Annotated in this window: 25 protein-coding genes and 1 tRNA gene; 18 read left to right on the top strand and 8 right to left on the bottom strand. The window is 29.4% G+C overall.

Annotated elements, in window-relative coordinates:
* The first annotated feature begins 39 nt into the window (after positions 1–39).
* Together ABXT66_RS08435 and prfB are read left to right on the top strand one after the other, a co-directional pair.
* Positions 40–2,637 (top strand): penicillin-binding protein 1A, encoded by a 2,598-nt coding sequence (locus tag ABXT66_RS08435; protein ID WP_443643059.1) that lies wholly within the window; start codon positions 40–42, stop codon positions 2,635–2,637.
* 18 nt (positions 2,638–2,655) lie between these two features.
* Positions 2,656–3,762, top strand: a complete 1,107-nt coding sequence (prfB, locus tag ABXT66_RS08430; protein ID WP_443643058.1) for a peptide chain release factor 2 — start codon at positions 2,656–2,658, stop codon at positions 3,760–3,762.
* Positions 3,763–3,764: 2 nt separating this feature from the next.
* On the opposite strand, the gene ABXT66_RS08425 is transcribed toward prfB, so the two are convergent.
* Positions 3,765–4,229 (bottom strand): peroxiredoxin, encoded by a 465-nt coding sequence (locus ABXT66_RS08425; RefSeq protein WP_443643057.1) that lies wholly within the window; start codon positions 4,227–4,229, stop codon positions 3,765–3,767.
* Positions 4,230–4,334: 105 nt separating this feature from the next.
* Between ABXT66_RS08425 and ABXT66_RS08420 the strand changes: the two genes are divergently transcribed.
* Positions 4,335–7,271: a hypothetical protein gene (locus tag ABXT66_RS08420; RefSeq protein ID WP_443643056.1), complete on the top strand. Its 2,937-nt coding sequence runs from the start codon at positions 4,335–4,337 to the stop codon at positions 7,269–7,271.
* On the opposite strand, the gene tyrS is transcribed toward ABXT66_RS08420, so the two are convergent.
* Both tyrS and ABXT66_RS08410 read right to left on the bottom strand, forming a co-directional pair.
* A complete protein-coding gene (tyrS, locus tag ABXT66_RS08415) occupies positions 7,272–8,513 on the bottom strand; it encodes a tyrosine--tRNA ligase (protein WP_443643055.1) in 1,242 nt (413 codons plus the stop codon). It abuts the gene before it with no gap.
* A gap of 22 nt (positions 8,514–8,535) precedes the next feature.
* Positions 8,536–9,195, bottom strand: a complete 660-nt coding sequence (locus tag ABXT66_RS08410) for an alpha/beta hydrolase (protein WP_443643054.1) — start codon at positions 9,193–9,195, stop codon at positions 8,536–8,538.
* Positions 9,196–9,417: 222 nt separating this feature from the next.
* Between ABXT66_RS08410 and cysE the strand changes: the two genes are divergently transcribed.
* The 6 genes from cysE to ABXT66_RS08380 all read left to right on the top strand — a co-directional run bounded on the left by cysE (position 9,418) and on the right by ABXT66_RS08380 (position 13,601).
* Positions 9,418–10,101, top strand: coding sequence for a serine O-acetyltransferase (gene cysE / locus ABXT66_RS08405; RefSeq protein ID WP_443643053.1), 684 nt, complete (start codon positions 9,418–9,420; stop codon positions 10,099–10,101).
* Positions 10,102–10,129: 28 nt separating this feature from the next.
* Positions 10,130–11,257 (top strand): cysteine desulfurase family protein, encoded by a 1,128-nt coding sequence (locus ABXT66_RS08400; protein ID WP_443643052.1) that lies wholly within the window; start codon positions 10,130–10,132, stop codon positions 11,255–11,257.
* 31 nt (positions 11,258–11,288) lie between these two features.
* Positions 11,289–11,600: a 2Fe-2S iron-sulfur cluster-binding protein gene (locus ABXT66_RS08395; RefSeq protein ID WP_443643051.1), complete on the top strand. Its 312-nt coding sequence runs from the start codon at positions 11,289–11,291 to the stop codon at positions 11,598–11,600.
* A 5-nt stretch (positions 11,601–11,605) separates the two neighbouring features.
* Entirely contained in the window at positions 11,606–12,787 is a 1,182-nt protein-coding gene (mnmA, locus tag ABXT66_RS08390) for a tRNA 2-thiouridine(34) synthase MnmA (RefSeq protein WP_443643050.1), read from the top strand.
* Entirely contained in the window at positions 12,788–13,456 is a 669-nt protein-coding gene (locus tag ABXT66_RS08385) for a VOC family protein (RefSeq protein ID WP_443643049.1), read from the top strand.
* A 68-nt stretch (positions 13,457–13,524) separates the two neighbouring features.
* Positions 13,525–13,601: transfer RNA gene (locus ABXT66_RS08380), tRNA-Met, on the top strand.
* 625 nt (positions 13,602–14,226) lie between these two features.
* Here ABXT66_RS08380 and ABXT66_RS08375 read toward each other — a convergent pair.
* Both ABXT66_RS08375 and ppnP read right to left on the bottom strand, forming a co-directional pair.
* The gene (locus ABXT66_RS08375) at positions 14,227–15,435 is read right to left on the bottom strand and encodes an NAD(P)/FAD-dependent oxidoreductase (RefSeq protein WP_443643048.1); all 1,209 of its coding nucleotides are present in this window, start codon (positions 15,433–15,435) and stop codon (positions 14,227–14,229) included.
* A 44-nt stretch (positions 15,436–15,479) separates the two neighbouring features.
* Positions 15,480–15,794 carry a pyrimidine/purine nucleoside phosphorylase gene (gene ppnP, locus ABXT66_RS08370; RefSeq protein WP_443643047.1) on the bottom strand — a complete coding sequence of 105 codons (315 nt, stop codon included), beginning with the start codon at positions 15,792–15,794 and terminating at the stop codon, positions 15,480–15,482.
* Positions 15,795–15,929: 135 nt separating this feature from the next.
* Here ppnP and ABXT66_RS08365 point away from each other — a divergent pair, with 135 nt between their 5' ends.
* From ABXT66_RS08365 to ABXT66_RS08330, 8 genes are read left to right on the top strand one after another with little or no spacing between them, the layout of a single operon-like run.
* The gene (locus tag ABXT66_RS08365) at positions 15,930–16,154 is read left to right on the top strand and encodes a hypothetical protein (RefSeq protein WP_443643046.1); all 225 of its coding nucleotides are present in this window, start codon (positions 15,930–15,932) and stop codon (positions 16,152–16,154) included.
* Positions 16,155–16,161: 7 nt separating this feature from the next.
* Positions 16,162–16,461 (top strand): hypothetical protein, encoded by a 300-nt coding sequence (locus ABXT66_RS08360; protein ID WP_443643045.1) that lies wholly within the window; start codon positions 16,162–16,164, stop codon positions 16,459–16,461.
* Positions 16,462–16,493: 32 nt separating this feature from the next.
* Positions 16,494–16,895, top strand: a complete 402-nt coding sequence (locus ABXT66_RS08355) for a GFA family protein (RefSeq protein ID WP_443643044.1) — start codon at positions 16,494–16,496, stop codon at positions 16,893–16,895.
* A gap of 20 nt (positions 16,896–16,915) precedes the next feature.
* Positions 16,916–17,794: a glycosyltransferase gene (locus ABXT66_RS08350; protein ID WP_443643043.1), complete on the top strand. Its 879-nt coding sequence runs from the start codon at positions 16,916–16,918 to the stop codon at positions 17,792–17,794.
* On the top strand, positions 17,775–18,626 hold the full coding sequence (locus ABXT66_RS08345) for a hypothetical protein (protein WP_443643042.1): 852 nt from the start codon (positions 17,775–17,777) through the stop codon (positions 18,624–18,626). Before ABXT66_RS08350 ends, ABXT66_RS08345 begins: the two co-directional genes overlap by 20 nt.
* Entirely contained in the window at positions 18,623–19,615 is a 993-nt protein-coding gene (locus ABXT66_RS08340; protein ID WP_443643041.1) for a radical SAM protein, read from the top strand. The genes ABXT66_RS08345 and ABXT66_RS08340 overlap by 4 nt, the downstream gene beginning before the upstream one ends.
* 18 nt (positions 19,616–19,633) lie before the next feature.
* Positions 19,634–20,338 carry an SDR family oxidoreductase gene (locus tag ABXT66_RS08335; RefSeq protein ID WP_443643040.1) on the top strand — a complete coding sequence of 235 codons (705 nt, stop codon included), beginning with the start codon at positions 19,634–19,636 and terminating at the stop codon, positions 20,336–20,338.
* A 19-nt stretch (positions 20,339–20,357) separates the two neighbouring features.
* Positions 20,358–20,765, top strand: a complete 408-nt coding sequence (locus ABXT66_RS08330) for a rhodanese-like domain-containing protein (protein WP_443643039.1) — start codon at positions 20,358–20,360, stop codon at positions 20,763–20,765.
* A 3-nt stretch (positions 20,766–20,768) separates the two neighbouring features.
* Here the strand turns inward: ABXT66_RS08330 and ABXT66_RS08325 are convergent, their stop codons facing one another.
* The 3 genes from ABXT66_RS08325 to ABXT66_RS08315 all read right to left on the bottom strand — a co-directional run bounded on the left by ABXT66_RS08325 (position 20,769) and on the right by ABXT66_RS08315 (position 22,924).
* Positions 20,769–22,022 carry an aminotransferase class V-fold PLP-dependent enzyme gene (locus ABXT66_RS08325; protein ID WP_443643038.1) on the bottom strand — a complete coding sequence of 418 codons (1,254 nt, stop codon included), beginning with the start codon at positions 22,020–22,022 and terminating at the stop codon, positions 20,769–20,771.
* A gap of 154 nt (positions 22,023–22,176) precedes the next feature.
* Positions 22,177–22,662 (bottom strand): peptidoglycan-associated lipoprotein Pal, encoded by a 486-nt coding sequence (pal, locus tag ABXT66_RS08320; protein ID WP_443643037.1) that lies wholly within the window; start codon positions 22,660–22,662, stop codon positions 22,177–22,179.
* Entirely contained in the window at positions 22,652–22,924 is a 273-nt protein-coding gene (locus tag ABXT66_RS08315) for a hypothetical protein (protein ID WP_443643036.1), read from the bottom strand. Before ABXT66_RS08315 ends, pal begins: the two co-directional genes overlap by 11 nt.
* 292 nt (positions 22,925–23,216) lie before the next feature.
* On the opposite strand from ABXT66_RS08315, the gene ABXT66_RS08310 reads away from it, so the two are divergent.
* Positions 23,217–23,696: a hypothetical protein gene (locus ABXT66_RS08310; RefSeq protein ID WP_443643035.1), complete on the top strand. Its 480-nt coding sequence runs from the start codon at positions 23,217–23,219 to the stop codon at positions 23,694–23,696.
* Positions 23,697–23,700: the final 4 nt, after the last annotated feature.

Below are 23,700 nucleotides of genomic sequence, written 5' to 3'. Positions count from 1 at the left end.
GGTCCTAAAAATGTCTAAATTTACACATAAAAAGATAAAATGAAATTTTTTGCATACTTAATAACAACACTTTTTTTATTTTTATTATCAGGAATAATAATTTTTTTTTACGGATTGTGGTATTTTGGTAAAACCCTTCCAGATTATAAAGAGTTGTCAAAATACAACCCAAAGGTAGTAACTAGAGTTCATGCTGGAAATGGTGCCTTGCTTGCTGAGTATGCAATAGAAAATAGAGTTTTTGTTCCAATAAATGTTATTCCTAAAAAACTAATTAATGCATTTTTATCTGCTGAAGATAAAGGTTTTTATAATCATTTTGGTCTAGACATGAAAGCAACTTTGAGAGCTGTAATTACCAATATTAGTAACATAGGTTCTGGTAAAAGATTAATAGGAGCTTCTACAATTACTCAACAGGTTGCCAAGAATTTTCTACTAACCTCAGAGGTCTCATATGAAAGAAAAATTAAAGAAGCAATTTTAGCTATACGTATTGAAAGAGCTTTTTCAAAAAATCAAATTTTGGAGTTGTATTTAAATGAAATTTATTTGGGTTTTAAATCATATGGTATTGCTGCAGCTGCTTTGAATTATTTTGATAAAAGTTTAGATAATCTCAGTTTAGCTGAGATGGCTTTTTTAGCAGCATTACCTAAGGCTCCAAATAATTATAACCCATTGTACAAAATTGAGCAGGCTACAGTTAGACGTAATTGGGTATTAAATCAAATGCACAAAAATGGCTATATTAAAAAAGATATAGAGGAAAAAGAAAGAAGTAAACCCATAAAAATACTTAAATCCAGTGGTATAGATGCTGGTTACGCCCCATACTTTACTGAAGAAGTGAGAAAAACTTTAAGTAAAAATAAAAAGATTGGATCTAAATTATATACAAATGGTTACTCTGTTAGAACTACGTTAAATCCTTTTATGCAAGTTAATGCAGATGAGGCTCTAGTGAATGGACTAGAAAGTTTAGATAAAAGACAAGGTTGGAGGGGGATAATAAAAAATTTAGATTTATCTAAATTAAGTTTAAATGAGATATTAATTATTTTAAATGACGTACAGAAAAAATTACCTCTAAAAAGAAAAGCAGTTATTGTAAATAAAATATATAAAAATTTTATTGAGATACGTCTACCTGATGGAGACATCGGGGTTGTTGAATTTAAAAATCTTTCTTGGGTAAAACCACAAACAATAAAAAAAGATAAAGACGATAAATTAAAAATTTATTTGGGATCAAGGTATAAAAATTTTAAGGATTTCTTAAATGTTGGAGACGTAATTGTTGTTAAGAAGCAATCCAATAAAAAAGAGAAAAACTATTTACTTTCTCAAATACCAGAAGTTAATGGAGCAATAGTTGTTATAGATCCAAATACTGGAAGAATATTGGCAATGAGTGGTGGTTATAACTTCAATCAAAGTGAATTTAACAGAGCAACTCAAGCAAAACGTCAGCCTGGATCAGCTTTTAAACCCTTTATTTATTTAGCAGGTTTAGAAAAAAATTATAAACCAACGGATCTTATACAAGATGCAGCTTTAGCTTATGAACAATGTGAAGGGTGCCCAAAGTGGAAGCCAGCAAATTATACGAAAAAATTCTATGGACCTAGTCCTCTGAGATTAGGTATAGAAAAATCTAGAAATTTAATGACAGCAAGGTTAGCAATAAAGCTGATTGAAGAGGAAAAATTATCACTGATCCAAAATTTTTCTCTAAAAAATAAAATTAATGAAAATGAACTTTATCAGTTATTAGATAATGGGGCTTCATATATCACAATAGCTAAGCATTTTGGTATAGAAAAAAATACTGTAGAAATTTTATTAGAAAACTATACTAAACCACATATTATTCAAAGATTTGCAAAGTTATTTGGAATTAATCAGAATTTACCTCCATATCTTTCTATGTCTTTAGGAGCTGGAGAAACAACTTTACTAAAATTAACTAATGCATATGGAATGATAGTAAATGGTGGAAAAAAAATAACTCCTACATTAATTGATCGTGTTCAAGATAGACGAGGAAAAACTATTGTAAAACATGACAAGCGAATATGTAAAAACTGCGATACTGGATCAAGTTCTAATCAAATTCCAAGAATAGCTTCATTGGATTCAAGAAAAAAAATTATCTCTGCTGGTTCCGCATATCAAATGACATCTATGCTAAAAGGAGCTGTTGAGAGAGGCACAGGTGTTGTTATAAAATCTTTAAAAAGAAATTTAGCAGGAAAAACAGGAACAACTAATGCAAATACCGATGCCTGGTTCATAGGATTTTCTAGTGATTTAGTTGTTGGAGTATTTGTAGGTTTTGACAAACCTAGGCCACTTGGGTTTAAAGAAACGGGAAGTTCAGTAGCAGCGCCAATTTTCAAAAATTTTATGAAAAAAACTCTAAAAAATAAACCAGATATTCCTTTTAGAAGGCCACCAGGCATTAAACTTATATTAGTTAATTCTAAAACTGGAGTTAAAGTAAATTCAAATAATAAAAACTCAATATTGGAAGCTTTTAAGCCAGGTCAACTTCCAAGCCTAAGTATCAATAAAAACTTAATAAATCTCAAAAATTCAAAAACACATATTAAAAATTTATCTCCATTATACTAAATCAACAGGTTATTTAAAATGCAATCTGAAATACAGCTAAAATTTAATGAAGTAGACCATGCACTTCATATATTAAAAAAACATATTGATTGGGAAAACGCTATTGATAAACTTAACAAAATTGATCTGTTAATTGAAGATCCAAATTTTTGGAATGACACGTCTAATGCTCAGTTAATAATGAGAGACAAAAAAAACTTAGAAAAAACAATAGATGTAATTAAATCTATAGAGATTGAAAAAAGTGGCCTGGTTGAGCTCATAGATCTTGCAGAAGAAGAGAGTGATAAAGATTTTATAGATTTATCAGTTTTGCAGTTAAATGAATTGGTAAAAAAATGTGATAAACTTCAACTAGAGAGTTTACTATCTGGTGAAGCGGATGCGAATAATTGTTATATTGAAATACATGCAGGTGCAGGAGGTACTGAAGCTCAAGATTGGGCACTAATGTTACAAAGGATGTATTCAAGATGGTCAGAAAAAAGAGGTTTTAAAATATCTTATGTTGAAGAGAGTTCTGGAGATGAAGCTGGTATAAAGTCATGCACGCTGCTAATAGAAGGGTTTAACGCTTATGGCTGGTCTAAAACTGAATCTGGTGTGCATCGTTTAGTAAGAATATCTCCTTTCGATTCATCTTCAAGAAGGCATACCAGTTTTGCTTCAATTTGGGTATATCCTGAAATAGATGATAAAATTGATATTGCAATTGAAGATAAAGATTTAAGAGTTGATACATATAGAGCTTCTGGTGCTGGTGGTCAGCATGTTAATAAAACAGACTCAGCCATCAGAATAACTCACATACCAACAAACACAGTTGTACAATGTCAAAATGATAGATCTCAACATAGAAATAGAGCCCAAGCTATGTCAATGCTTAAAGCTAAATTATATGAAATTGAACTCAAACGTAGAGAAGACGTAAACAATAAAAATGCTATAGATAAGGGAGAGATTGGTTGGGGTAGTCAAATACGTTCTTACGTTCTCCATCCCTACCAAATGGTTAAAGATCTTCGAACAAGTGTAGAGGTTGGTAACACCCAGTCAGTCCTTGATGGAGATATTGATGTATTCATTGAATCTGCATTGGCTTTAAAAGTGGGAATGAAGAGGTAGAATTATTTACAAATTTTATTTAATTCCTCTAAAACAATTTCAGCATGACCGGGTACTTTAACTTTTTCCCAAACGTTCGTAATCACCCCTTTAGTATTAGCTAGAAAAGTTGCTCTTTGTATTCCCATATATTTTTTGCCGTACATTGATTTTTCCACCCAAACACCAAATTTTTCACATACATTATTTTCAAAGTCTGCACCAAGCTCACATGATAGATTATATTTTTCCCTGAACTTAGCTTGTTTTTTTGGATTATCTTTAGAAATACCAATTACAATACAATTTAAGCTATCAAAACTACTTTGAAGATTTGTGAAAGCTAGAGATTCTGCTGTGCATCCTGAAGTATCTGCTCTTGGAAAAAAGAAAATAACTATATTCTTGCCTAGATGATAAGAAGGTGTGAAACTTCCTGTGTCAGTCAATATTTCAAAATCAGGAATTTTGTCGTTTATATTTAACATATAAGAAACTCATATAATTAGTAATTGATTATGATTTACGTTATATAAATAAATATGAATAATATCAACTATGATTTTATTAAGCTATTTGTAAAATAGAGAATAATGTTAAAAAAAATTATAATTTCATTTTTAGTAACTGTTTTTTTATTAAATGGATCACTATTTTTTACATTCTTTTATTCTCAAAGAGCTCAACAATTTATTATCCAGTCACTTAATCTAAAAAAAGATTTTAATCAAAAAATAAAAGAATATATTTCAGATAAAGTTAATAATAAAAATATTAGATTAAATGTTGCAGGTATAAATTTTCTAGAACCTGCGTGGCCAAATTTACTAAGGATTGAACTTAATAATGTTAATATTTATTTACCAAACCAAAGAGAAAAATCTAATATTAAGATCATTGAATTGGGTTTTTCTTATGATAATATATTAAACAATATTTTTTCAAAAAACAAAGATTTAACTTTTGATTATTTCAAATTTAATAACTTAACAGTAAATGGTAATTTACAAAAAAATAAATTCATACCCGGCCCTTTGATAAAATTTTTACTTTCAGTAAACAAAGAATTTACAAAAAAAACAAATCTGAAACAGATCTGGAAAAATCAAATTTTAATTGATAAAATTAATTTTTTATTATTAGACACAAGGAATGAATTAGAAGAGAAAATTTTTAATATTAATTGTAAAAATATTTCTGTATCAAGCTATATCAACAAAGCTCGTTCAGTTAATATGAATTGCAAAGATAATGATAAACTTCAATTTTCTGTGCGAGGTGAACTAGCTCAAAATTTTAATAAATTTTATGGAAAAATTAAAAATATTAACCATAACTTATTTCAGCAAGGTCTATCTAAATTTGATGAAATAAAAGTAAATACTAGGTTAAACGGAAATTACCAAATTATTACAAACAAAAATTTCAAACCTAAAGAAATTAACTTTCTCTCCCAAAAATCTATCATAAGTTTTGCCGATACTATAAATAATGAATCTATTCTAGAAACAAAATTTAATGGCGAAATATCATGGAGACAGAAAGAAAACATAATAAACTTCAAAAATATTTCTTTTCCAAATAAATCAATAGGGACTGGTAGTATAGATCTATTATCTAAAGAAGGTTCTGTAGAATTTAAATTTGAAAAAATAAAACTAGAAGTTTTAGAAAAAAACATGATTGCACATCGTAATTATTTCAAACAATATTTTACTTTTTCTAAAATTAAAAATTATTTGGATGTTGTTAATTCTGGATCGTTTAATGAGATATTTATAAATTTAAATTTTTCATTTTTAAAAAAATTCAAAATTTCAGATGTTAAAGGATATTCAGATTTCAAAAACATAACGGTCCAATATCAAAATACTTTTTTAAAAAAAAATTCAACTGCCTTATCTGGGAATTTAAAGTTTGAGGCGTTTTATGAAAATAATAGAATAATTGATAAATATAGTTGGATAGAAATGAATATAAACGCCTCTAAAGGTGCGTTGTTTTTTCAAAAACCAAATTGGGATTATGAGTTTGATCGGGCTAGTTTTAAATTAAAAATAAATAGAAATAATTTAAAAATATCTAAAGCTTTTTTTATTCGAAATAATCAAACTGACATTAGTTTTAAAGATATAAATATAGAAAATAAAATTTTAAAAGACGGTTTTTTGAAAATTAATAATAGTAAATTTTTTTCTAAGATAATAAAAAAATTGTTCAATGTTGATTTGCTTGGGACTGCTGAGTTTAATTTAGCTTTGCAAGGTAATTTTAAAAATTTAGATTTTAAATTTATTCTTGATGCAGATCTGTCACGTTCATACCTGGCTTCTAATCTTTTAAATATGGTTAAGAACAAAAATATTCCTGCATCAATTAAATCTGAATTATGTTTTAAAAATGGAAAGTTAATAAGCTTAAAAGACGTCATTCTTAAAACAAATAAAGGTATTTACAAAATTAAATCAGTATTATTCGATGATCATGCATATAGCAAAATCATTTTAAAAAATATCACATCTAAACAATTTCTTTTAAATAGAGTTAATATTTCTAGATTAAACAAAGAGACGAATATATTGATATCTGGAAAAAAGATAGATTTATCAAATTTAAAAAATAACATTAAAAATAATTCTGCTTTAGGTCAAAAGATAGTTTTTGATATTACAGCTGATAAAATTATTTTTAACCCCCAGATTGTTCTATCAGGCAATATCAAAGGAACAATTCATAAATCAGTTTTTAAATCCACAGCATATGGACAAATGTGGTTAGCGAATGCATCTATATTAGAATCTGGAAAACTAAATATTCTTATAGACGATAATTTATCTACATTATATGGAATAGGACTTACAGGTGGGGCTGAAACTAAGATAAAATTAATTAAAAAAAATAATCATTATCCTAAACTAAGCTTTGAAACCACTAATGGTGGAAACCTGTTAAGAGCTCTTGGGTATACCCCTAACATTCGAAGTGGAAAAATGAAAATAGACATAAACTTCTTAAATGATTCATACGATCAATACGAAGGAATTATTACTTCTCAAAATTTTAGTTTAATTAATGCGCCTGGAATTATTAATTCTTTATCTATTTTAAGTTTTTCTGGAATTCAATCAATAATTTCTGGAGAAGGTGTTTTATTTAACAAAGGAAAAGCAAAAATATTTGTTACAGATAATACTTTTAATTTTGATAAATTATATTTATCAAGTGAATCTCTTGGAATATCAGCGCGTGGCAAATTGAATTTAAAAGATCAAGTTGTAGACTTGAGAGGCTCTGTTGCCCCTATCAAAATAATATCTAAGTTTATAAGTTTAATGCCAGCGGTAGGCGAATTAATCACAGGGATAAAAAAAGATGGATTAATCGCGGGTCAGTTTAAGATGCAAGGTCCAATCGAAAAACCAAAAGTAAATTTAAATTTCTTATCATTTGCTCCTGGTATTTTTAGAGATATTTTTGCAGATGATTGGCTTGATGAAAATAATTTTTTTGTGAAAAATAAAGATAATTAATTATTTTTTTATCAATAGTCCATGTTTTTTCTTACCTGAAGATATTTTTACATGACCGTTGTTAAAATCTTCTTTGGATAAACTATAATTTTCGTCATTAATTACTATGTCATTTATTTTAGCACCGTTCCCTTTTATTAATCTTCGTGCTTCTCCATTAGAATTTACAAATTTTAATATTCTTAGTGCTTCTATAAATTTAATTTCTAAATTACTAATTATTTCACTTGGTAATGCGTTATCAGTCATTACATTATTAAATGTATTTGCTGCACCATTTGAAATACGAAGTGCTTCTTCTTCACTCCTACACAACTTAGTTACTTCGTTAGCTAAAATAATCTTAGCCTCGTTTATTTCAGCGCCTTTTAATTTTTCTAGTTTACTAATTTCAGTTAATGGTAGTTCAGTAAATAACCTTAAAAATTTTATTACATCTGGATCTTCAGTATTTCTCCAATATTGCCAGAAATCCCAATTTGATAATTCATTTTCGTTAAGCCAAACAGCACCATTTGCACTTTTCCCCATTTTTGAACCGCTACTAGTTGTTAATAAAGGCGAAGTTAAACCGAAAGCTTGTTTAGATGTTTTTTTTCTAATTAGTTCTAAACCTGTTACAATATTTCCCCATTGATCTGAACCACCCATTTGAAGAGAACAACCATAGTGTTTATTTAATTGTAAAAAATCATATGCTTGTAGTAACGAATAATTAAATTCTAAAAATGACAGATTTTGTTCTCTTTCTAGTCTGAGCTTTACGCTTTCTAAATTAATTAATTTATTAATTGAAAATGAAGATCCAAAATCACGTAAGAATGAAATATAATTTATATTTTCTAACCAAGAGGAGTTGTCTACCATAATGGCATCATTACTGTTATTTCCAAATTTTAAAAATTTCTTAAAAATACTCTTTATACTTACTTGGTTTTCTTCAATTTTCTCAATTGAAAGAACTGGTCTAGCAGAATCCTTACCTGATGGGTCGCCAATTTTTGTAGTTCCGCCACCCATTAACACAATAGGCTTGTTTCCAGTTTTCTGAAACCATCTTAACATCATGATTTGAATTAGTGAGCCAACATGTAAAGAGGATGCTGTACAATCAAAGCCAATATATCCTGAAAGCTGAGTGTTACAGGTTTGAAGGTCTAGATTTTGTAAATCAGTAATTTGATGAACAAATCCTCTCTCAATCATAATCTTAAGAAATTCAGATTTTACGGGTATATTCATTATCTATCTCGTGTAAGAATCTTTAGGTTTCTTTATATTCAGATGAATCAAGAACATTATTTAAATATTTTCTAATAGAACCTATTAACTCTTCATTGTGATTTGAGAACATGTGATTAGCATCTTTGATAAATTCAACTTCTATTTTTATTCCTTTTTGAATAGATATCTTATCTACGATTTTTTGGATAACTTCGCTTGGAACTCTTTTATTATCTTCTCCGTGAATGATTAAACCTGATGCAGGGCAGGGAGCAAGAAAAGAAAAATCAAATTTATCTGCTGGTGGAGATACTGAGATAAAACCAATTATTTCAGGGCGTCTCATCATTAATTGCATTCCAATCCATGAACCAAACGAAAACCCTGCTATAAAGGTGTATCTAGAATGAATGTTTTGAGATTGTAGCCAATCTAAAACGGCAGCTGCGTCAGCTAACTCACCTTCTCCACCCTCATAAACACCTTCACTGCGGCCAACTCCTCTGAAGTTAAAACGCAAGACTGCAAAGCCTCTATTTCTAAATTCATGATACATGCCATATGAAACCTTATTGTTCATGCTTCCACCTTGGTTAGGTTCAGGGTGTAAAATAAGTGCTACAGGACAATCAGATGACAATCCCGGATGGTATCTGCACTCAATCCTACCGTGTGGACCGTTTAGAATCACTTCTGGCATTAATTATCTCCAGTAAATTTAAAAAACTAAATGTTTATAACATAAAATATTTAAGCTATAAAATTAAAACAGTATAATTTATTTGTTTATATTGAATCGAATAGTAACATTACGCAAATCTGTCAAAATATAATTGGGTTTGGTAAAAAAAATTATCTGTTAAATTTTGACAGTTATTCTAAAAAACATGATATATGAATGAAAAATAGGTTTTTTTAAAAAATGTTTAAAAATATTATTCAAGAAATTGACTCTATTATTGAAAGGGATCCAGCCGCAGGAGGTAGACTAGGCGTCATCTTCCTATACCCATCTTTTCATGTAATGGTATTTTATAAGATAGCCAATATTTTTTGGAGATATAACTTAAAATTCATATCTAGATTAATTATGCATTTAGCCAGAATTTTCACAGGTATAGAAATCCATCCAGCTGCCAAAATAGGCTCTAATTTTTTTATGGACCATGGCTTCGGTATAGTCATTGGTGAAACAGCAGAAATAGGAGAAAATGTAACTATTTACCAAGATGTTACCTTAGGTGGTATCATGCCCTCAGTAGAGAGTGATTTGCAGAGAAATCAAAAGAGACATCCAACAATTGGTAATAATGTTATCATAGGTTCAGGAGCTCAAATATTAGGACCTATAAATGTAGGAGATAACGCTAGAGTTGGAGCTAATTCTGTTGTTTCCAAAGATGTTCCCCCAGATGTCACTGTCGCGGGAATTCCAGCAAGAGAATTTACAAAATCTTCTTCACCAATTAAGTTTGAAGCATATGCTATTTCTAAAAATGAAGTAGATCCAAGAGAAAAAACTCTTAACTTACTTATTAAAAAAGTAGAAACTTTAGAAAAAAAGATTAAAAAAATTGAAACAGTCAATAAAAAGAAAATTACATAGTAACAAATTTCATCAAGCCACTAAATAAATGATTAACTCAAATACATCAACTTATCTAGATTATAATGCTACTGTTCCAATACTCAGTAAAATAAAAAAATCTATGTTAGATTTCATGGAATGGGGTCCAGTTAATGCATCATCAGTTCATTTTTATGGAAGAAAAGGTAAAAATGTCATTGAGCGTGCAAGAGAAAATATTGCCAAACTGATCAATACAAAAAATGAAAATATAATTTTTACAAGTTCAGCAACAGAGTCTATTAATTTACTTTTTAGTAATTTTGATACTATTATTGTAAGCTCAATTGAACATTTAGCAGTTTTAATCTCTTCAAAAAGTGATCAAATTATTCCTGTAGATAAAGATGGAGTTATTGATTTAGACTATTTAGAAATATTATTAAAAAAAAATACTAAAATTAAAAAAAATATACTGATTTCAGTTATGTGGGTAAATAATGAAACTGGTGTCATACAGCCAATTGAAGATGTTGTAAAATTATCAAAAAAATATGGTTGTTTAGTTCATTGTGATGCTGCCCAAGCTTTAGGTAAAATTAAAGTAGACTTAGAAAAAGTAGATTTAGATTTTTTAACATTATCAGGACATAAAATTGGTGCTCCTTCTGGGATAGGAGCTTTAGTTAATAATAAAAATTTTAATTTAAACCCTCAACTTTTGGGAGGTGGACAAGAAAAAGGAATGAGAGCTGGAACTGAAAACATTATTGGAATACTAGGATTTGGTGAAGCTGCTGCTATGTTTAGAGCAATGTCCGAGCATAGTAATGAAAAAGTTAAATTTCTTAGAAATTATTTAAGTGATAAAATTAAACTAGTGAGCCCACAGACAATTGTTTTTGGTAATGACGTTGAAAGAGTTAATAATACTTTATTGATAGCCTCACCTGATATACCAGGAGATTTAGCGTTAATGAAATTAGATATTAATTCTTTTTCTGTAAGTTCTGGTTCAGCATGTAGTTCTGGGAAAATCAGTCAAAGCCATGTGCTTAAAGCAATGGGATATGATTCTCTTGCCTCTAACTCAATTAGATTATCGTTGCCACCAAATGACATTATTTTAGCATCAGACAACTTGATTACTACGAAAGAATTAGATAGATTGGCGCAATGTTGGTCTAACATTTAGTTAGAACGAAATATATTTTATGGAGTTAGCTTTGCCAAAGTTAGTATTTATTCAGCCAGATGGAAATGAAAAATCTATAGATGCTGAAAATGGTTTATCTATTATGGAAGTTGCTAGAGATAATGATTTAGGAATTGAAGGTACTTGTGGTGGTTCAATATCGTGTTGTACTTGCCACGTGGTTATAGATAAAGACTGGTTTCCAATTGTAGGTAAACCAAACCCAGACGAAGAAGATATGTTGGATTTAGCAGTTGGCTTAACCCCAACTTCACGTCTTGGGTGTCAAATAGAAATCAACGATGAATTAGATGGCTTACGAATTTCCATTCCTGAAGAGTAAAATCTATGTTTAACCTTAAACAAGTTATAAAAGATATGGATTTAGAGGGAAATCCTGCCGACCATAGAATAGTTGTTGCTATGTCTGGTGGTGTAGATTCATCTGTTACAGCAGCTTTACTTGTTGAAGCTGGCTTTGATGTTGTTGGCTTAACTATGCAATTATATGATCATGGTAAAGCTCTTAAAAAAAAAGGAGCTTGTTGTGCCGGCTCTGACATAAATGATGCTAGATTAGTTGCTGATAAATTAAAAATCCCCCATTATGTTTTAAATTATGAAAATCTTTTTCAAGATAAAGTGATGGAAGATTTTGCAGATTCTTATTTAAGAGGTGAAACACCTATACCTTGTGTAAGATGTAATCAAACAGTTAAATTTACTGATATGTTTGAAAGGGCTAAGAGACTAGGTGCAAGTGCTATGGCAACAGGTCATTATATCAGAAGAAAAAATAAATTAGGAATGCCAAGCTTATATAAAGGAATTGATGATTTAAAAGACCAGTCGTATTTTTTATTTGCAACAACAAAAAAGCAATTAGATTTTTTGAGATTTCCGCTAGGTTCGCTTACAAAGGAAGAAACTAGGTCTGTTGCCAGGAAACATAAATTAAATGTTTCTGAAAAACCTGACAGCCAAGACATTTGTTTTGTTCCTGAAGGAAACTATGCAGATATAGTAAGGAAATTAAGGCCAGGAAGTATTGATGTTGGAAATATAGTTGATGTTGAAGGAAAAGTCCTAGGTAAACATAACGGTATAATTGATTATACCATTGGCCAGAGAAAAGGTATTGGAATAGGAGGCAGGAAAGGTATTGCAGACGAAGAGACTGTGTTATACGTTATTGCCCTTGATAGTAAAAATAATAATGTAATTGTTGGCCCAAGGAAATTATTGGCATGCAAAAAAATTAAGATAACAGAATGTAATTGGATAATAGATCAACCAAAAAAATCAAAATTTAGGGTTTTAGTAAAATTAAGGAATTCTTCAAAACCTGTTGATGCAGAAGTTGTAGTAAATTTTAAAACAGGACTATCTAATTTATATTTTGATGAACCTCAATTTGGAGTTTCAACAGGACAAGCAGCTGTCTTTTACAATACTGAAGAATATTCACATGTTCTTGGGGGTGGTTGGATTTCTGAAGCTCCTAATATGGCAAGCCTAGCTCAACACTAGATGCATAAACTAGATCATATAGTTTTTGGTGCAAGGTCTCTAGAAGAGGGTACCAACTTTATAGAAAAAAAGTTAGGTATAAAGTTGAGTGAAGTGGGTTATCATGATTTTATGGGAACCCATAATAGAGTGGTCAAAGTAGATAAAGATGTTTATTTAGAAGTCATTGCTATAGATCCTTCTTCAAAGTCTCCTAATCAAAATAGATGGTTCAACTTAGATAATCCTATATTACAAAAAAAGTTAGAATATTCACCTCAAATGATTGGTTATGTGATTGAAACTAAGGATAAAGAAATACTCAAACATTTTTGTACTCCAATTGAGGCTTCTCGTGGAAATTATAAATGGAACTTTGCAATGCCAAGCTTAGAAAGTAATTTTTTTAATAAAGAATTAATTGAAAATGGCATTATACCAAGCTTGATAAATTGGAAAAGCAATAAACCAGTTTATGAAATGAAAAATAATCAGTTAAGTGTAAATAAAATTGAGATTGAAATTTTAGACAATCAAATGCAATACAAAAAAATTATGGATACCATAGGAATCATAGAAAAATTAAGATTTTCAGGAAAAAACAAAACTAATAACCAGCAATATAACAAATATCCTAGAATTAAAGCATTTATAAAAGATAATAATTTAAACAAGAATATTTTATTATGAATTCTCATTTTAAACTGTAATTACTTGACTAGAAAATAAATTATATCTAATAACATCTTAAGTATTTAGGCGGAGTAGCTCAGCTGGTTAGAGCACCGGAATCATAATCCGGGTGTCGGGGGTTCAAGTCCCTCCTCCGCTACCAATAAATTCAATAAAAATCAAAATTTTCAGTTTTGTACTAGTTTTTTTGTGTAATAATATTCACTTAATATGCGTGTTTTGATTAATAATTCTTAAAAGCGAACTTTGTTCTAAAAGATATCCATGCCTGCTAACTGAATACCCACAGAAATTATATATAATATTACTACTGTGCCTATTATTATTTTGATATTTCTATTCATATTGTGCTCTTAAATAAATGCAAGTTATTTAGTTTTAGCAAATCGACATTAATATGTCCTTTTTTTTGTTTAATAATTTATGACAATGATTATTATTCTTCATTTAAAAATAGTAAATTAAATAGTAATATTTTTTTATTGTTTAAAGTAAAAGGAAAATTGTGTCTAAAAATAATGAAATTACTACTGAATTATTAATCAATAAATTTAAAAAAATTCATGGTAATAATTTTGACTATTCAAAAGTTGAATTCGATAGCCTTACTTCTAAGGTTGTTATAATCTGCCCCGATCATGGAGAATTTTATCAACAGCCAAGATTACATTTACGAGGAAGCAATGGTTGTAAAACCTGTATTCAATTGAGGAAAAAAAGAAAATAATATAATAGAATATACTGATATATACTAATTTTGCTCTGAGTTATTTTGATTTTTTCAAAATATTATTCGCTACGAAAAAACCACTTGATATGCAAGCTTGTAAAAGATACCCACCCGTAGGAGCCTCCCAATCTAGCATTTCACCAGCAACATATACGTTTGGTTTATTAGTCAACATGAAGTCACTATCAATAGACTTGAAACTTACTCCTCCAGCTGTTGAAATACTCTTTTTAATAGAAAAAGGTTTTTCAAGTAACAACTCAAAATTTTTAATATGAAATCCCAAGTTTTGAGTATTAAGATTTTTAAACTTTTTTTTATGTTTGAGTTCCATAATCAATCCAATAGCTACATCAGAGAGCTTAATATTTTTACGTAAATAATTTGTCAGAGATAACTTTGATGGCTTATTTAATAGACTTTTATTGATCTCTTCTAAACTAACATCAGGTTTGAGATCTATAAACACCTTCTGTTTTCCTTCAATATTTATAGCATCACGTATTAACGCAGATAAAGAGTATATAGCTCCGCCCTCAACACCCACTTTAGTAATAATAAATTCACCTTTAATTGTTTTTTCTTTATATTTTATTTTTATTGACTTGAGAGGATTACCAGCAAAACGTTCAGTAAAAACTTTTGACCAATTTACAAAAAAACCACAATTTGCAGGCTGTAATTCTGATATTTCAATATTATTTCTCTTCAAGATATCAACCCAAGATCCATCAGATCCTAAATTAGGCCAAGAGGCTCCTCCTAATGCAAGAATAGTAAAGTCTGACTTAATTAAAATGTTTTTATTTTCCGATTTAAATAAAAGTCTATTATCTTGCCACCCAAGCCAATCATGTTTTTTTTTAAAAGTCACATTTTGTGTTTGTAGTTGAGACAGCCAAGCTCTTAAAAGTGGAGAAGCCTTGAAACTTTGTGGAAAAACTCTTCCACTTGATCCTATGAAAGTTTTTTCTCCTAAGCTTTCACACCAATCACGTAAGTTTTGAGGTGAGAATTTATTTATAAGAGATTTAAAAGTTGTATGATTTACACCATACTTTTTTATAAAATCATTAGTGCTTTCTGAGTGAGTTATGTTTAAGCCGCCTCGTCCTGCTAATAAGAACTTTCGACCCAATGACGGTTTACGTTCAAAAACTGTAACCGAATAATTATGTTGAGATAAAATATCTGCAGCCATTAAACCGGTTGGTCCACCTCCGATGATAGTTACTGACTTCAACATAAAAATTAGTATCCGCTATTTGAAAATTATATGAATAAAATTTATTAATCAAAATATGAGCAAGAGTAATTTGTTGTTTTCAAAACTTTGACTTTAAAGGATGAATCTTTAGGTACGTTGAAGTTCATACCCTCTTTAATAGTATTCCAATTAGTTTCTTCTTCTAATTGGACACTGAGTTCTCCTGAAATTATTTCCATTAACTCGTTAGAATTAGTTTTAAATTCATATTCACCAGGGAGCATAACCCCTAAAGTTTTTATTGTTTTATCACTAAAAGTGATTGTACGGCTAATGACTTTACCTTCAAAGTATATATTTGCTAGTTTTTCAACGTTTACATTATTATAAGTATTCATTGATTCACTTTCTTGTTGTTGAATTATTGTTTTAAGAAGATCACCTTAGTGTCTTCAAAACATTTTTACTACATTATATTTAATTTTTGACGTATTATTTATTATATAAATTTTTATTATACCAAGGAGTAAAAAATGGCTGTGTATGCTATTAAAGTTTGGTTATCAAAAAGTGAAAATGATTGGTTTTTGTATAAAGACTTAGAAGATAATGTCATTCATACTTGGAGTAGACGAGAAAAAGCTGAGGAAGTTATGAAATTATTAGTTTGTAACAAGGCAGAAATTACTGAAGAAATTCCACCGCCTGCATTAGCACGGTCAACAGAAAAAAAACAAAAATTAAAAATGCCTGAATAATTTTTTAATGAGCGACTTAAAAAAAAATAATTCATGGTTAGTGAGATATGAAGTTACCTTTTATGGAAACAATCCAGAACGAGGTTCTTTTAGAGAAGTTAAGGAAGATAGTATTATTATTAGTGAAGATATGGATATTAAAAATAAAGTATCTTTTGACACTAAAGATAATGTAGAAATTAATTTTTTACTTTGGGTTGATAAGTTACCGATTGAAAAATTAACTAAAGTACCGCATGATTATAATGAACCTACGGTAAGGTATGATGAGGAATCTATTGAAGTGTTGTTAGTAACAAGAGTTTAATTATAATTATATTATAACAATGGAGATCTATTATGAATATTGAAGGAGGATGTTATTGTGGCGACATAAGGTATTCATCTAAAGGAGAGCCTCAAGCCTCAATGCAGTGTCATTGCAGAGAATGCCAATATATAACAGGTGGTAATCCTAATGTAATTATGATTATGCCATTGGACGGATTTGAATTTACTAAGGGACAAGCACAAGAGTTTAAAAGGAATGATATAGATAACGCAGTAACAAGGCTGTTTTGTAATAATTGTGGGACAGCAATTGGAACAAAAACCCCTATGCGACCAAACTCAATAATTTTAAAAGTTGGTACTTTTGACGACCCTTCTATTTTTGAACCAAAAATAGCTATTTTTGCTTCTGACAAACAAAAATTTCATTATATAGATAAAAATGTAAAGTCCTTTGATAAAAGACCATAGAGTTAAATACTTTTAAAAAAATGGCTTATCATCAAAAGTTAGATACTGTTTCTGTTGTAATACCAACTTTGAATAGAAGTTGTTTACTTAAACGAGCGATATCTTCTGTCTTAATGCAAACGGTAGAACCTGACGAAATTATTGTAGTTGACAATGGATCTACTGATCAAACAGACATAATGGTATCATCGTCATTTCCAACTATTAAATATTTAGTTGAAAACAAAAGGGGTGTAAGCGCAGCAAGAAATAAAGGTATTAAATTTTCTCAGTCCAATTGGGTTGCACTTTTAGATTCAGACGATACGTGGGCACCTAACAAAATAGAAAAACAATTACAGTTTGCTAATCAAAATAAAGATCTAAGACTTATTCATACAAATGAAATTTGGTATAGAAATGAAAAATTATTAAATCAGATGAAAAAACATAAAAAGTCAGGCGGTAATATTTTTGAAAAATCACTTGAATTATGTTGTGTGTCTCCAAGTAGCTGTATTATAAAAAAGAGTATTTTTAATGACTATGGTTTGTTTGATGAAAAATTAGAAGTTTGTGAAGATTATGATCTGTGGATTCGCATAACAGCCAAAGAGGAAATAGGTTATTTGTCTGATCCATTAGTATTTAAGTATGGTGGTCATAGTGATCAGCTTTCAAAAAAAAATTGGGGTATGGATAGATTCAGGATTAAATCTTTGGAAAAAAATATAGATAACAATTGGTTCTCTAAAGAACAAAGTAAGACAGTTTATAAAAAATTAATTGAAAAATTAATCATTGTATCAACAGGAGCCAAGAAAAGAGGAAATCAAGAAACCTTTAGAAAATACGATAAAAAACTTAAACAATGGTTAATTAAACTTAAAAAAATTGAATATGAACCAAAAAATACTTAACAGCAATATGTCTATTAGGTGGGTTGTTGCGCTTAAGGTAGAAGCTGAAATAATATTAGATGAGTACAATATGAACTTTGATCCAGAGTTTACGTTGTTCCAAGTTTTCAGAAATTTTGAGAAAACAAGATGGTTGATTTTATCAGGAGTTGGAAGGCATAATTCTGCAGCAGCTACAACATATTTATATATGATTAGCAAAGCTTCAAGGTCAACTTGCTGGATAAATCTTGGTATAGCAGGAAGTGGTAAAGGCCATTATGGAGATTTATGTTTAGTTAACAAAATTAGTAATAATGGTTCTTCAAATACTTACCCTGCAACTATGCCAAAAGTTACTTTCCACAAAATGAATTTATTTACTAGTGACGTTCCTCTTACAGACTATACATTACACGAGCTGATAGACATGGAGGGTAGTGCTTTTTATGATATAACAAATAAGTTGTCTGGTAGAGAATTTATTTGTCTTATGAAAGTAATTTCTGACGGTCCTAATAACGATATAGAAGACTTAAATAAATTTAAAATTAGAGAACTTATTAACTTAAACATTGCCAACATTAAAACTATAGTTTCTTATTATGAAAAGTTATCTATGGATCAATATCAAATAATTCAACAACCTAAAATTTTATCTGAAATACTTTCTCAATGGCATTTCTCTGTTTCTCAGAAACACCAACTTGAAAACCTTATTAAAAGGATAAATACTTTATCTAAGGATGAAGAAATAATAAAACTTATAAAGGATTGCAAAAACTCACGATCGGTCATTATTAATTTAGAAGCAAAAATTTTAAATACTAAGGTTGATTGGAGTCTGGTTTGATAGAAACTATTTATGTTGAAAAAATTATCAAAGAACATCCAAGAACGAAATTGATATTATCTAAGTTAAAAAAAGCTAAAATTATAGAAATAGATAGATATGGAGAAATCTTTAATAAAAGAAATCAAAACTTTAGAATTCAGAAGAATAATCCTGATTTAATACTTGCTTTTAAAAATGAAGGATATGTTCTACCAACACCTGAAGGGTTTGGTGTTGGTTCGTCCAAAAATTATTATTTTTCTCATATGTTTAATTGTATTTATGATTGTAGATATTGTTTTCTTCAAGGTATGTATTCATCAGCTAATTATGTGATTTTTGTAAATTTTGAAGATTTTGACAAAGAAATTGAAGAAGTTATCCAAGATAATAAAGATAAAAAAATTACCTTTTTTTCTGGATATGATTGTGATTCACTTGCACTTGAAAATTTGACAGGTTTTGCAAAACATATAACAAATATATTTGCAAAATATCCTGACGTTGATATTGAATTTAGAACTAAAAGTGTTCAAACAGAACCATTTACTTCAATAGAACCTCTAAATAATGTTATTGTTGCATATAGCCTTATGCCAAACTTAATGTCTAAGGTGTTAGATAATAAAACACCTTCTGTTTTAAAAAGAATTAACGCTATGTCTCATTTAGCAGCAAAGGGTTGGAAAATAGGGTTAAGATTTGATCCATTGATACATGGTAAAAATTGGGAGAAACTATACAAAGAATTATTAGAGAATATATATAATACAATCCCTGCAGATTCTATACACTCTGTAAGTTTTGGTCCATTGCGTTTTCCTAAAGAAATGTTTAAGGATATTTTTAAATTATATCCAGAGACCCCTTTGTTTTCTGGACCTTTATCTCAACATAAAGGTGTTGTATCTTATGACTTAAAAATTGAAGAAGAAATGACATCTTTTTGCAGTAATATCACAGAAAATTATATAGATAAAAGTCAGATTTTCAAATGTTCTGCTTAATCAAATAGGTAATTAATAATGAAAGATAAATGTTTTTTAGTAACGGGAAGTTCAAGCGGCATTGGACTAGCTATTACAGTAAAATTATTAGACGCTGGTGCAAAGGTTATAGGTGTTGCTAGAAATCATAGTAGGCAGAAATTAGAGCACAAAAATCATTTAACATATTCAATTGATCTAAATACATCAGATAATTTAGAAAAAAAAATTAAAAAAATTATTGAAGATAACCCAGAAATTAATGGATTAGTGAGTAATGCAGGTTACGGAGAATTTGGCCCTCTTGAAAACTTCTCTTCGAAGCAAATTTCTTCGTTTTTATCAATGAATTTAACTTCTCATATAATAATAACAAAATGTTTGCTCCCACATTTTAAAAAGAAACAAATAGGTGATATTATTTTTATGGGCTCTGAAGCAAGTTTGTCTGGAGAAAAAAATGGAGCCCTCTATTGTAGTGCAAAATTTGGATTGAGAGGTTTTTCACAGGCTATTAGTAAAGATGTATCAAATAGTAATATTAGAGTTTGCATTGTGAATCCAGGAATGGTTAGAACAAGTTTTTTTGATAATTTAAAGTTTTCACCTGGTGCAGATGTTAATAATGCAATTAGTGAAGAAGATATTTCTAATTCAGTATTAAGTATTCTTAAGCTTGGTAGAAATACAGTAGTAGATGAAATTAATCTTTCACCGCTAAAAAAAGCAGTTAAATTTAAATAAAAGTAGGGAAACATGATTCATGTCTAGAACGTTGAAATATTCAATAGTGTTATGGTTCTTATTGATTAATGTATCTTTTGCAAATGTTATCGATGTTGATAACACACAATTAAAAAAATTAATAAAAGAAGATGTCTCAATAGTCGACATAAGAACAATTAATGAATGGAACCATACAGGAGTTATTCCTAATAGTCTGTTAATAACTTTTTTTGATGAAAAAGGAAATTATGACTTGGACCAATGGCATGAAAAGTTACTAGAAAACTCTTCTTATAATAAAGACCTAATAATAATTTGTAGAAGCGGCAGAAGAAGTAAGATAGCAGCGGAAATTATATCTAAAAAGTTTGGAATAAACGTTTATAATGCAAAAAATGGGATTAGATCATGGATTCAATCTAATGAATCTATATCAAAACCTTAAAACTTAGTTACATATTTCTTTGATAGCTAATAAAAATTTTGAAACTTCTTCTATTGAATTGTAATGACAAAGAGATACTCTTATACAACTATCTTGTTTCAATGGATTAAGGATATTACCGGAGTAATGATCTGCCTTACGTAAATGAGTTCTAATTCCTTGATCATTAAGTTTTTTTACAACCTCAGATGACGAAATTCCATCAATATAGATTGAAACAAGTCCTTCCCTTGCAGGATTATCTAACCCGCCAATTACATTTACTTTATCTATTTGGGAAAGGCCGGGTATGTTACCATTTCCTAAAATCATAGCGTCAGTTAGATTTTTTTCATGGTTTTTAATAGCTTTTCCTGCAGCAACAAATTTATCTCTTTTATCTTTACTGTCGGTAAAATGACTTCCCAACCAATCAAAATATGAGACAACTTCTGATAGTGTTGCGTATGCTCCAGTATCTCGGGTTCCAAGTTCCCAGCTATCATTTGGTCCGTCAACTAACATATCATGTGGTAATTTAGTCAATCGATCAGATATCCAAGCTAAACCATATCCGTGTCTTGAGAACATTTTATAAGGAGAAATGACATAGCCATCAATATCGTAACTATCAATATCTATTTCACCATGGGCGGCATGTTGAATGCCGTCAACTATAATAAAACAATCAGGTGAAACATTTCTGATGGATTTGGCAATAGTTCTTATATTCATACCCATACCGGTAACTGGTGACGTATGTAAAATTGTAGCTACTTTTGTATCTTTGGTTATATATTTTGCGTACTCACTATCAGCAACTAACCCTTTATCATCATCGTGAGGTACAAGTACATGCTGTTTTCCAGAAATTTTAGACCATCTAGCACAGGCACTTCTTGTAGCGGGATGTTCTACAGTTGATCCTAACACTACTCCATTATTATCAGTTCCAAGACATGCATTCATTATGAGCCTAAATAATAATTCTGTACCACTTTCTCCAACAAAGAATTGACCTTCGGTTGCATTCATAAACAATCTCATGTCATCTTTAGCATTTTGGATTTTTTTTACTAATTCGTGGGATCCAGGGTTGTCTCTACCTTGATTATCTGGAATTGCAGCATACTTTTGCGAACATTCTACTACGGATTTTAGAGTTAATGCGCCACCAGCATTCTCAAAAAATACCCTTTTACCTTGTACGGGACATATATCAATCTGAGCAAATTGATTGCGTATTTTAGTCAGAATTTCATTAGAAAAATGGTTCATTATTTACTCATTATAAAAAATTATTAAATGTAACACTTAATATCTTTAAAAGTATTTTGAGTAAAGTAATTTAACCTATTAATAAGAAAACTTACCCCCAATAAATGTATAGTGAAATACTATCAGATCAGGGGTAAGTTAAATATATTTTAGATTAATTTATAATAGTTACAGCACGTCTGTTTTTAGAGTAAGCCATACCATTAGACCCTATAACCGCTGGCTTTTCTTTTCCGTAAGAGATAACTTTTATTCTATCTGGATCAATCCCATTGATAACTAAATAATCTCTAACTGCTGTAGCCCTCTTTTCGCCTAAGGCTAAGTTGTACTCACGAGTGCCTCTTTCATCACAGTGGCCTTCAACTACAAAGTTTAAATCAGTATTTGCTCTTAAAAATCTAGACTGAGAATCAAGAAGTATTTTAGCACTTGAATCTAGTTTAGCAGAATCATAGTCAAATAATACTCTATCACCAACAGCAATTAATTTATCAGCTGCAGTTTGTTTAGCTTGAGCAAACAAGCTTTTTGAAGTAGATGATGATGTAGCATTCAGTGCTCTTTGTGAGGCTGTCTCACACGCTGAAAGAAATAGAGATGCAAAAATTGCTGATGTTATAATAATTTTATTTTTCATTTGATTTTCCTGTTTGATAACCTTTACTAATTATTCTTGTAAACAATCTAGAAACAGAGTTTTTCGATTGTTCACACATTTTATTTTCTGAAACAAAATTTTCTTTGAGTGCAAATTCGCTAAGATAAATTTCCTGTGATGATCCAGATTTGAGTTTGTAGTGTAATATACCGTTTAAAAACTTTTTACCAGTAATAAAATAACAAATATCTAAGTTTTCTTTTTTATAGATTTTAGAATCTAATTCATACTCGGCTACCATATTTTTATCCCCCCAAACAAATTTTTAACCATTTTTTTTACAAGGGTGTGTGTACCTTAAGAATGGATTAGTTAAACCAACATATTTAACCATTCAATCTATTTATTTCACGAATCGTGAAACTAACTTATTGTTATATCTTCTTTTTTAGTTTTTATTACCTTTTGGTGAATTTAGTCTATTTCCAACTAGCTAAACTAAATTCACCTATTATCTTTACATTTTGTTTAATTTTGTATCATTTATTGTCACATTGTACTATTTGTATTTTGGTTGGGGGAATACATTAGATATGGATAATACAAGTTTAATAAAAGAACATTTTCTATCATTTTGGCATCACTTTTTATTTTTTGAAATAATGAGGTCTAAGAAAGCTGTTGATATGATAGGTAACGCTAATGGTTACTTGGTTTTTCAAATAATTGCTTGGCACCATATTTTAATTCTAACAAGTTCTAGTAGTTCAAAATTAAGAGATGAGGCTGTAAAGCTATGGTATCAATTATCTAAATCTGGATTTAAATCTAATACTGTTTTGACATACACACTAATTTCAGAATTAACATCTTTGAGTATTGAAACTGTTAGAAGACAAGTAAAAAAGTTAGAGGAAAACAATTGGGTTTCATATTCAAAAAAAGAGGGTGTAAAATATAATCCTAATGAAGAAAATAATAACTTTTTAGCTGGTAATTTTAATGTTATGGAGGTTGAAGGTCTTGGTCAACTTCTGGATGTTATAGAACAAAAAACAACATCTAAGGAATAATATT

Origin of the sequence: Candidatus Levibacter sp. Uisw_134_01 (genome assembly GCF_047717795.1) — a bacterium.
Taxonomy (GTDB): domain Bacteria; phylum Pseudomonadota; class Alphaproteobacteria; order Puniceispirillales; family Marisalimonadaceae; genus Marisalimonas.
The sequence above is the reverse complement of the archived record's forward strand: the minus strand, read 5'-3'. Positions and strand labels throughout refer to the sequence as shown.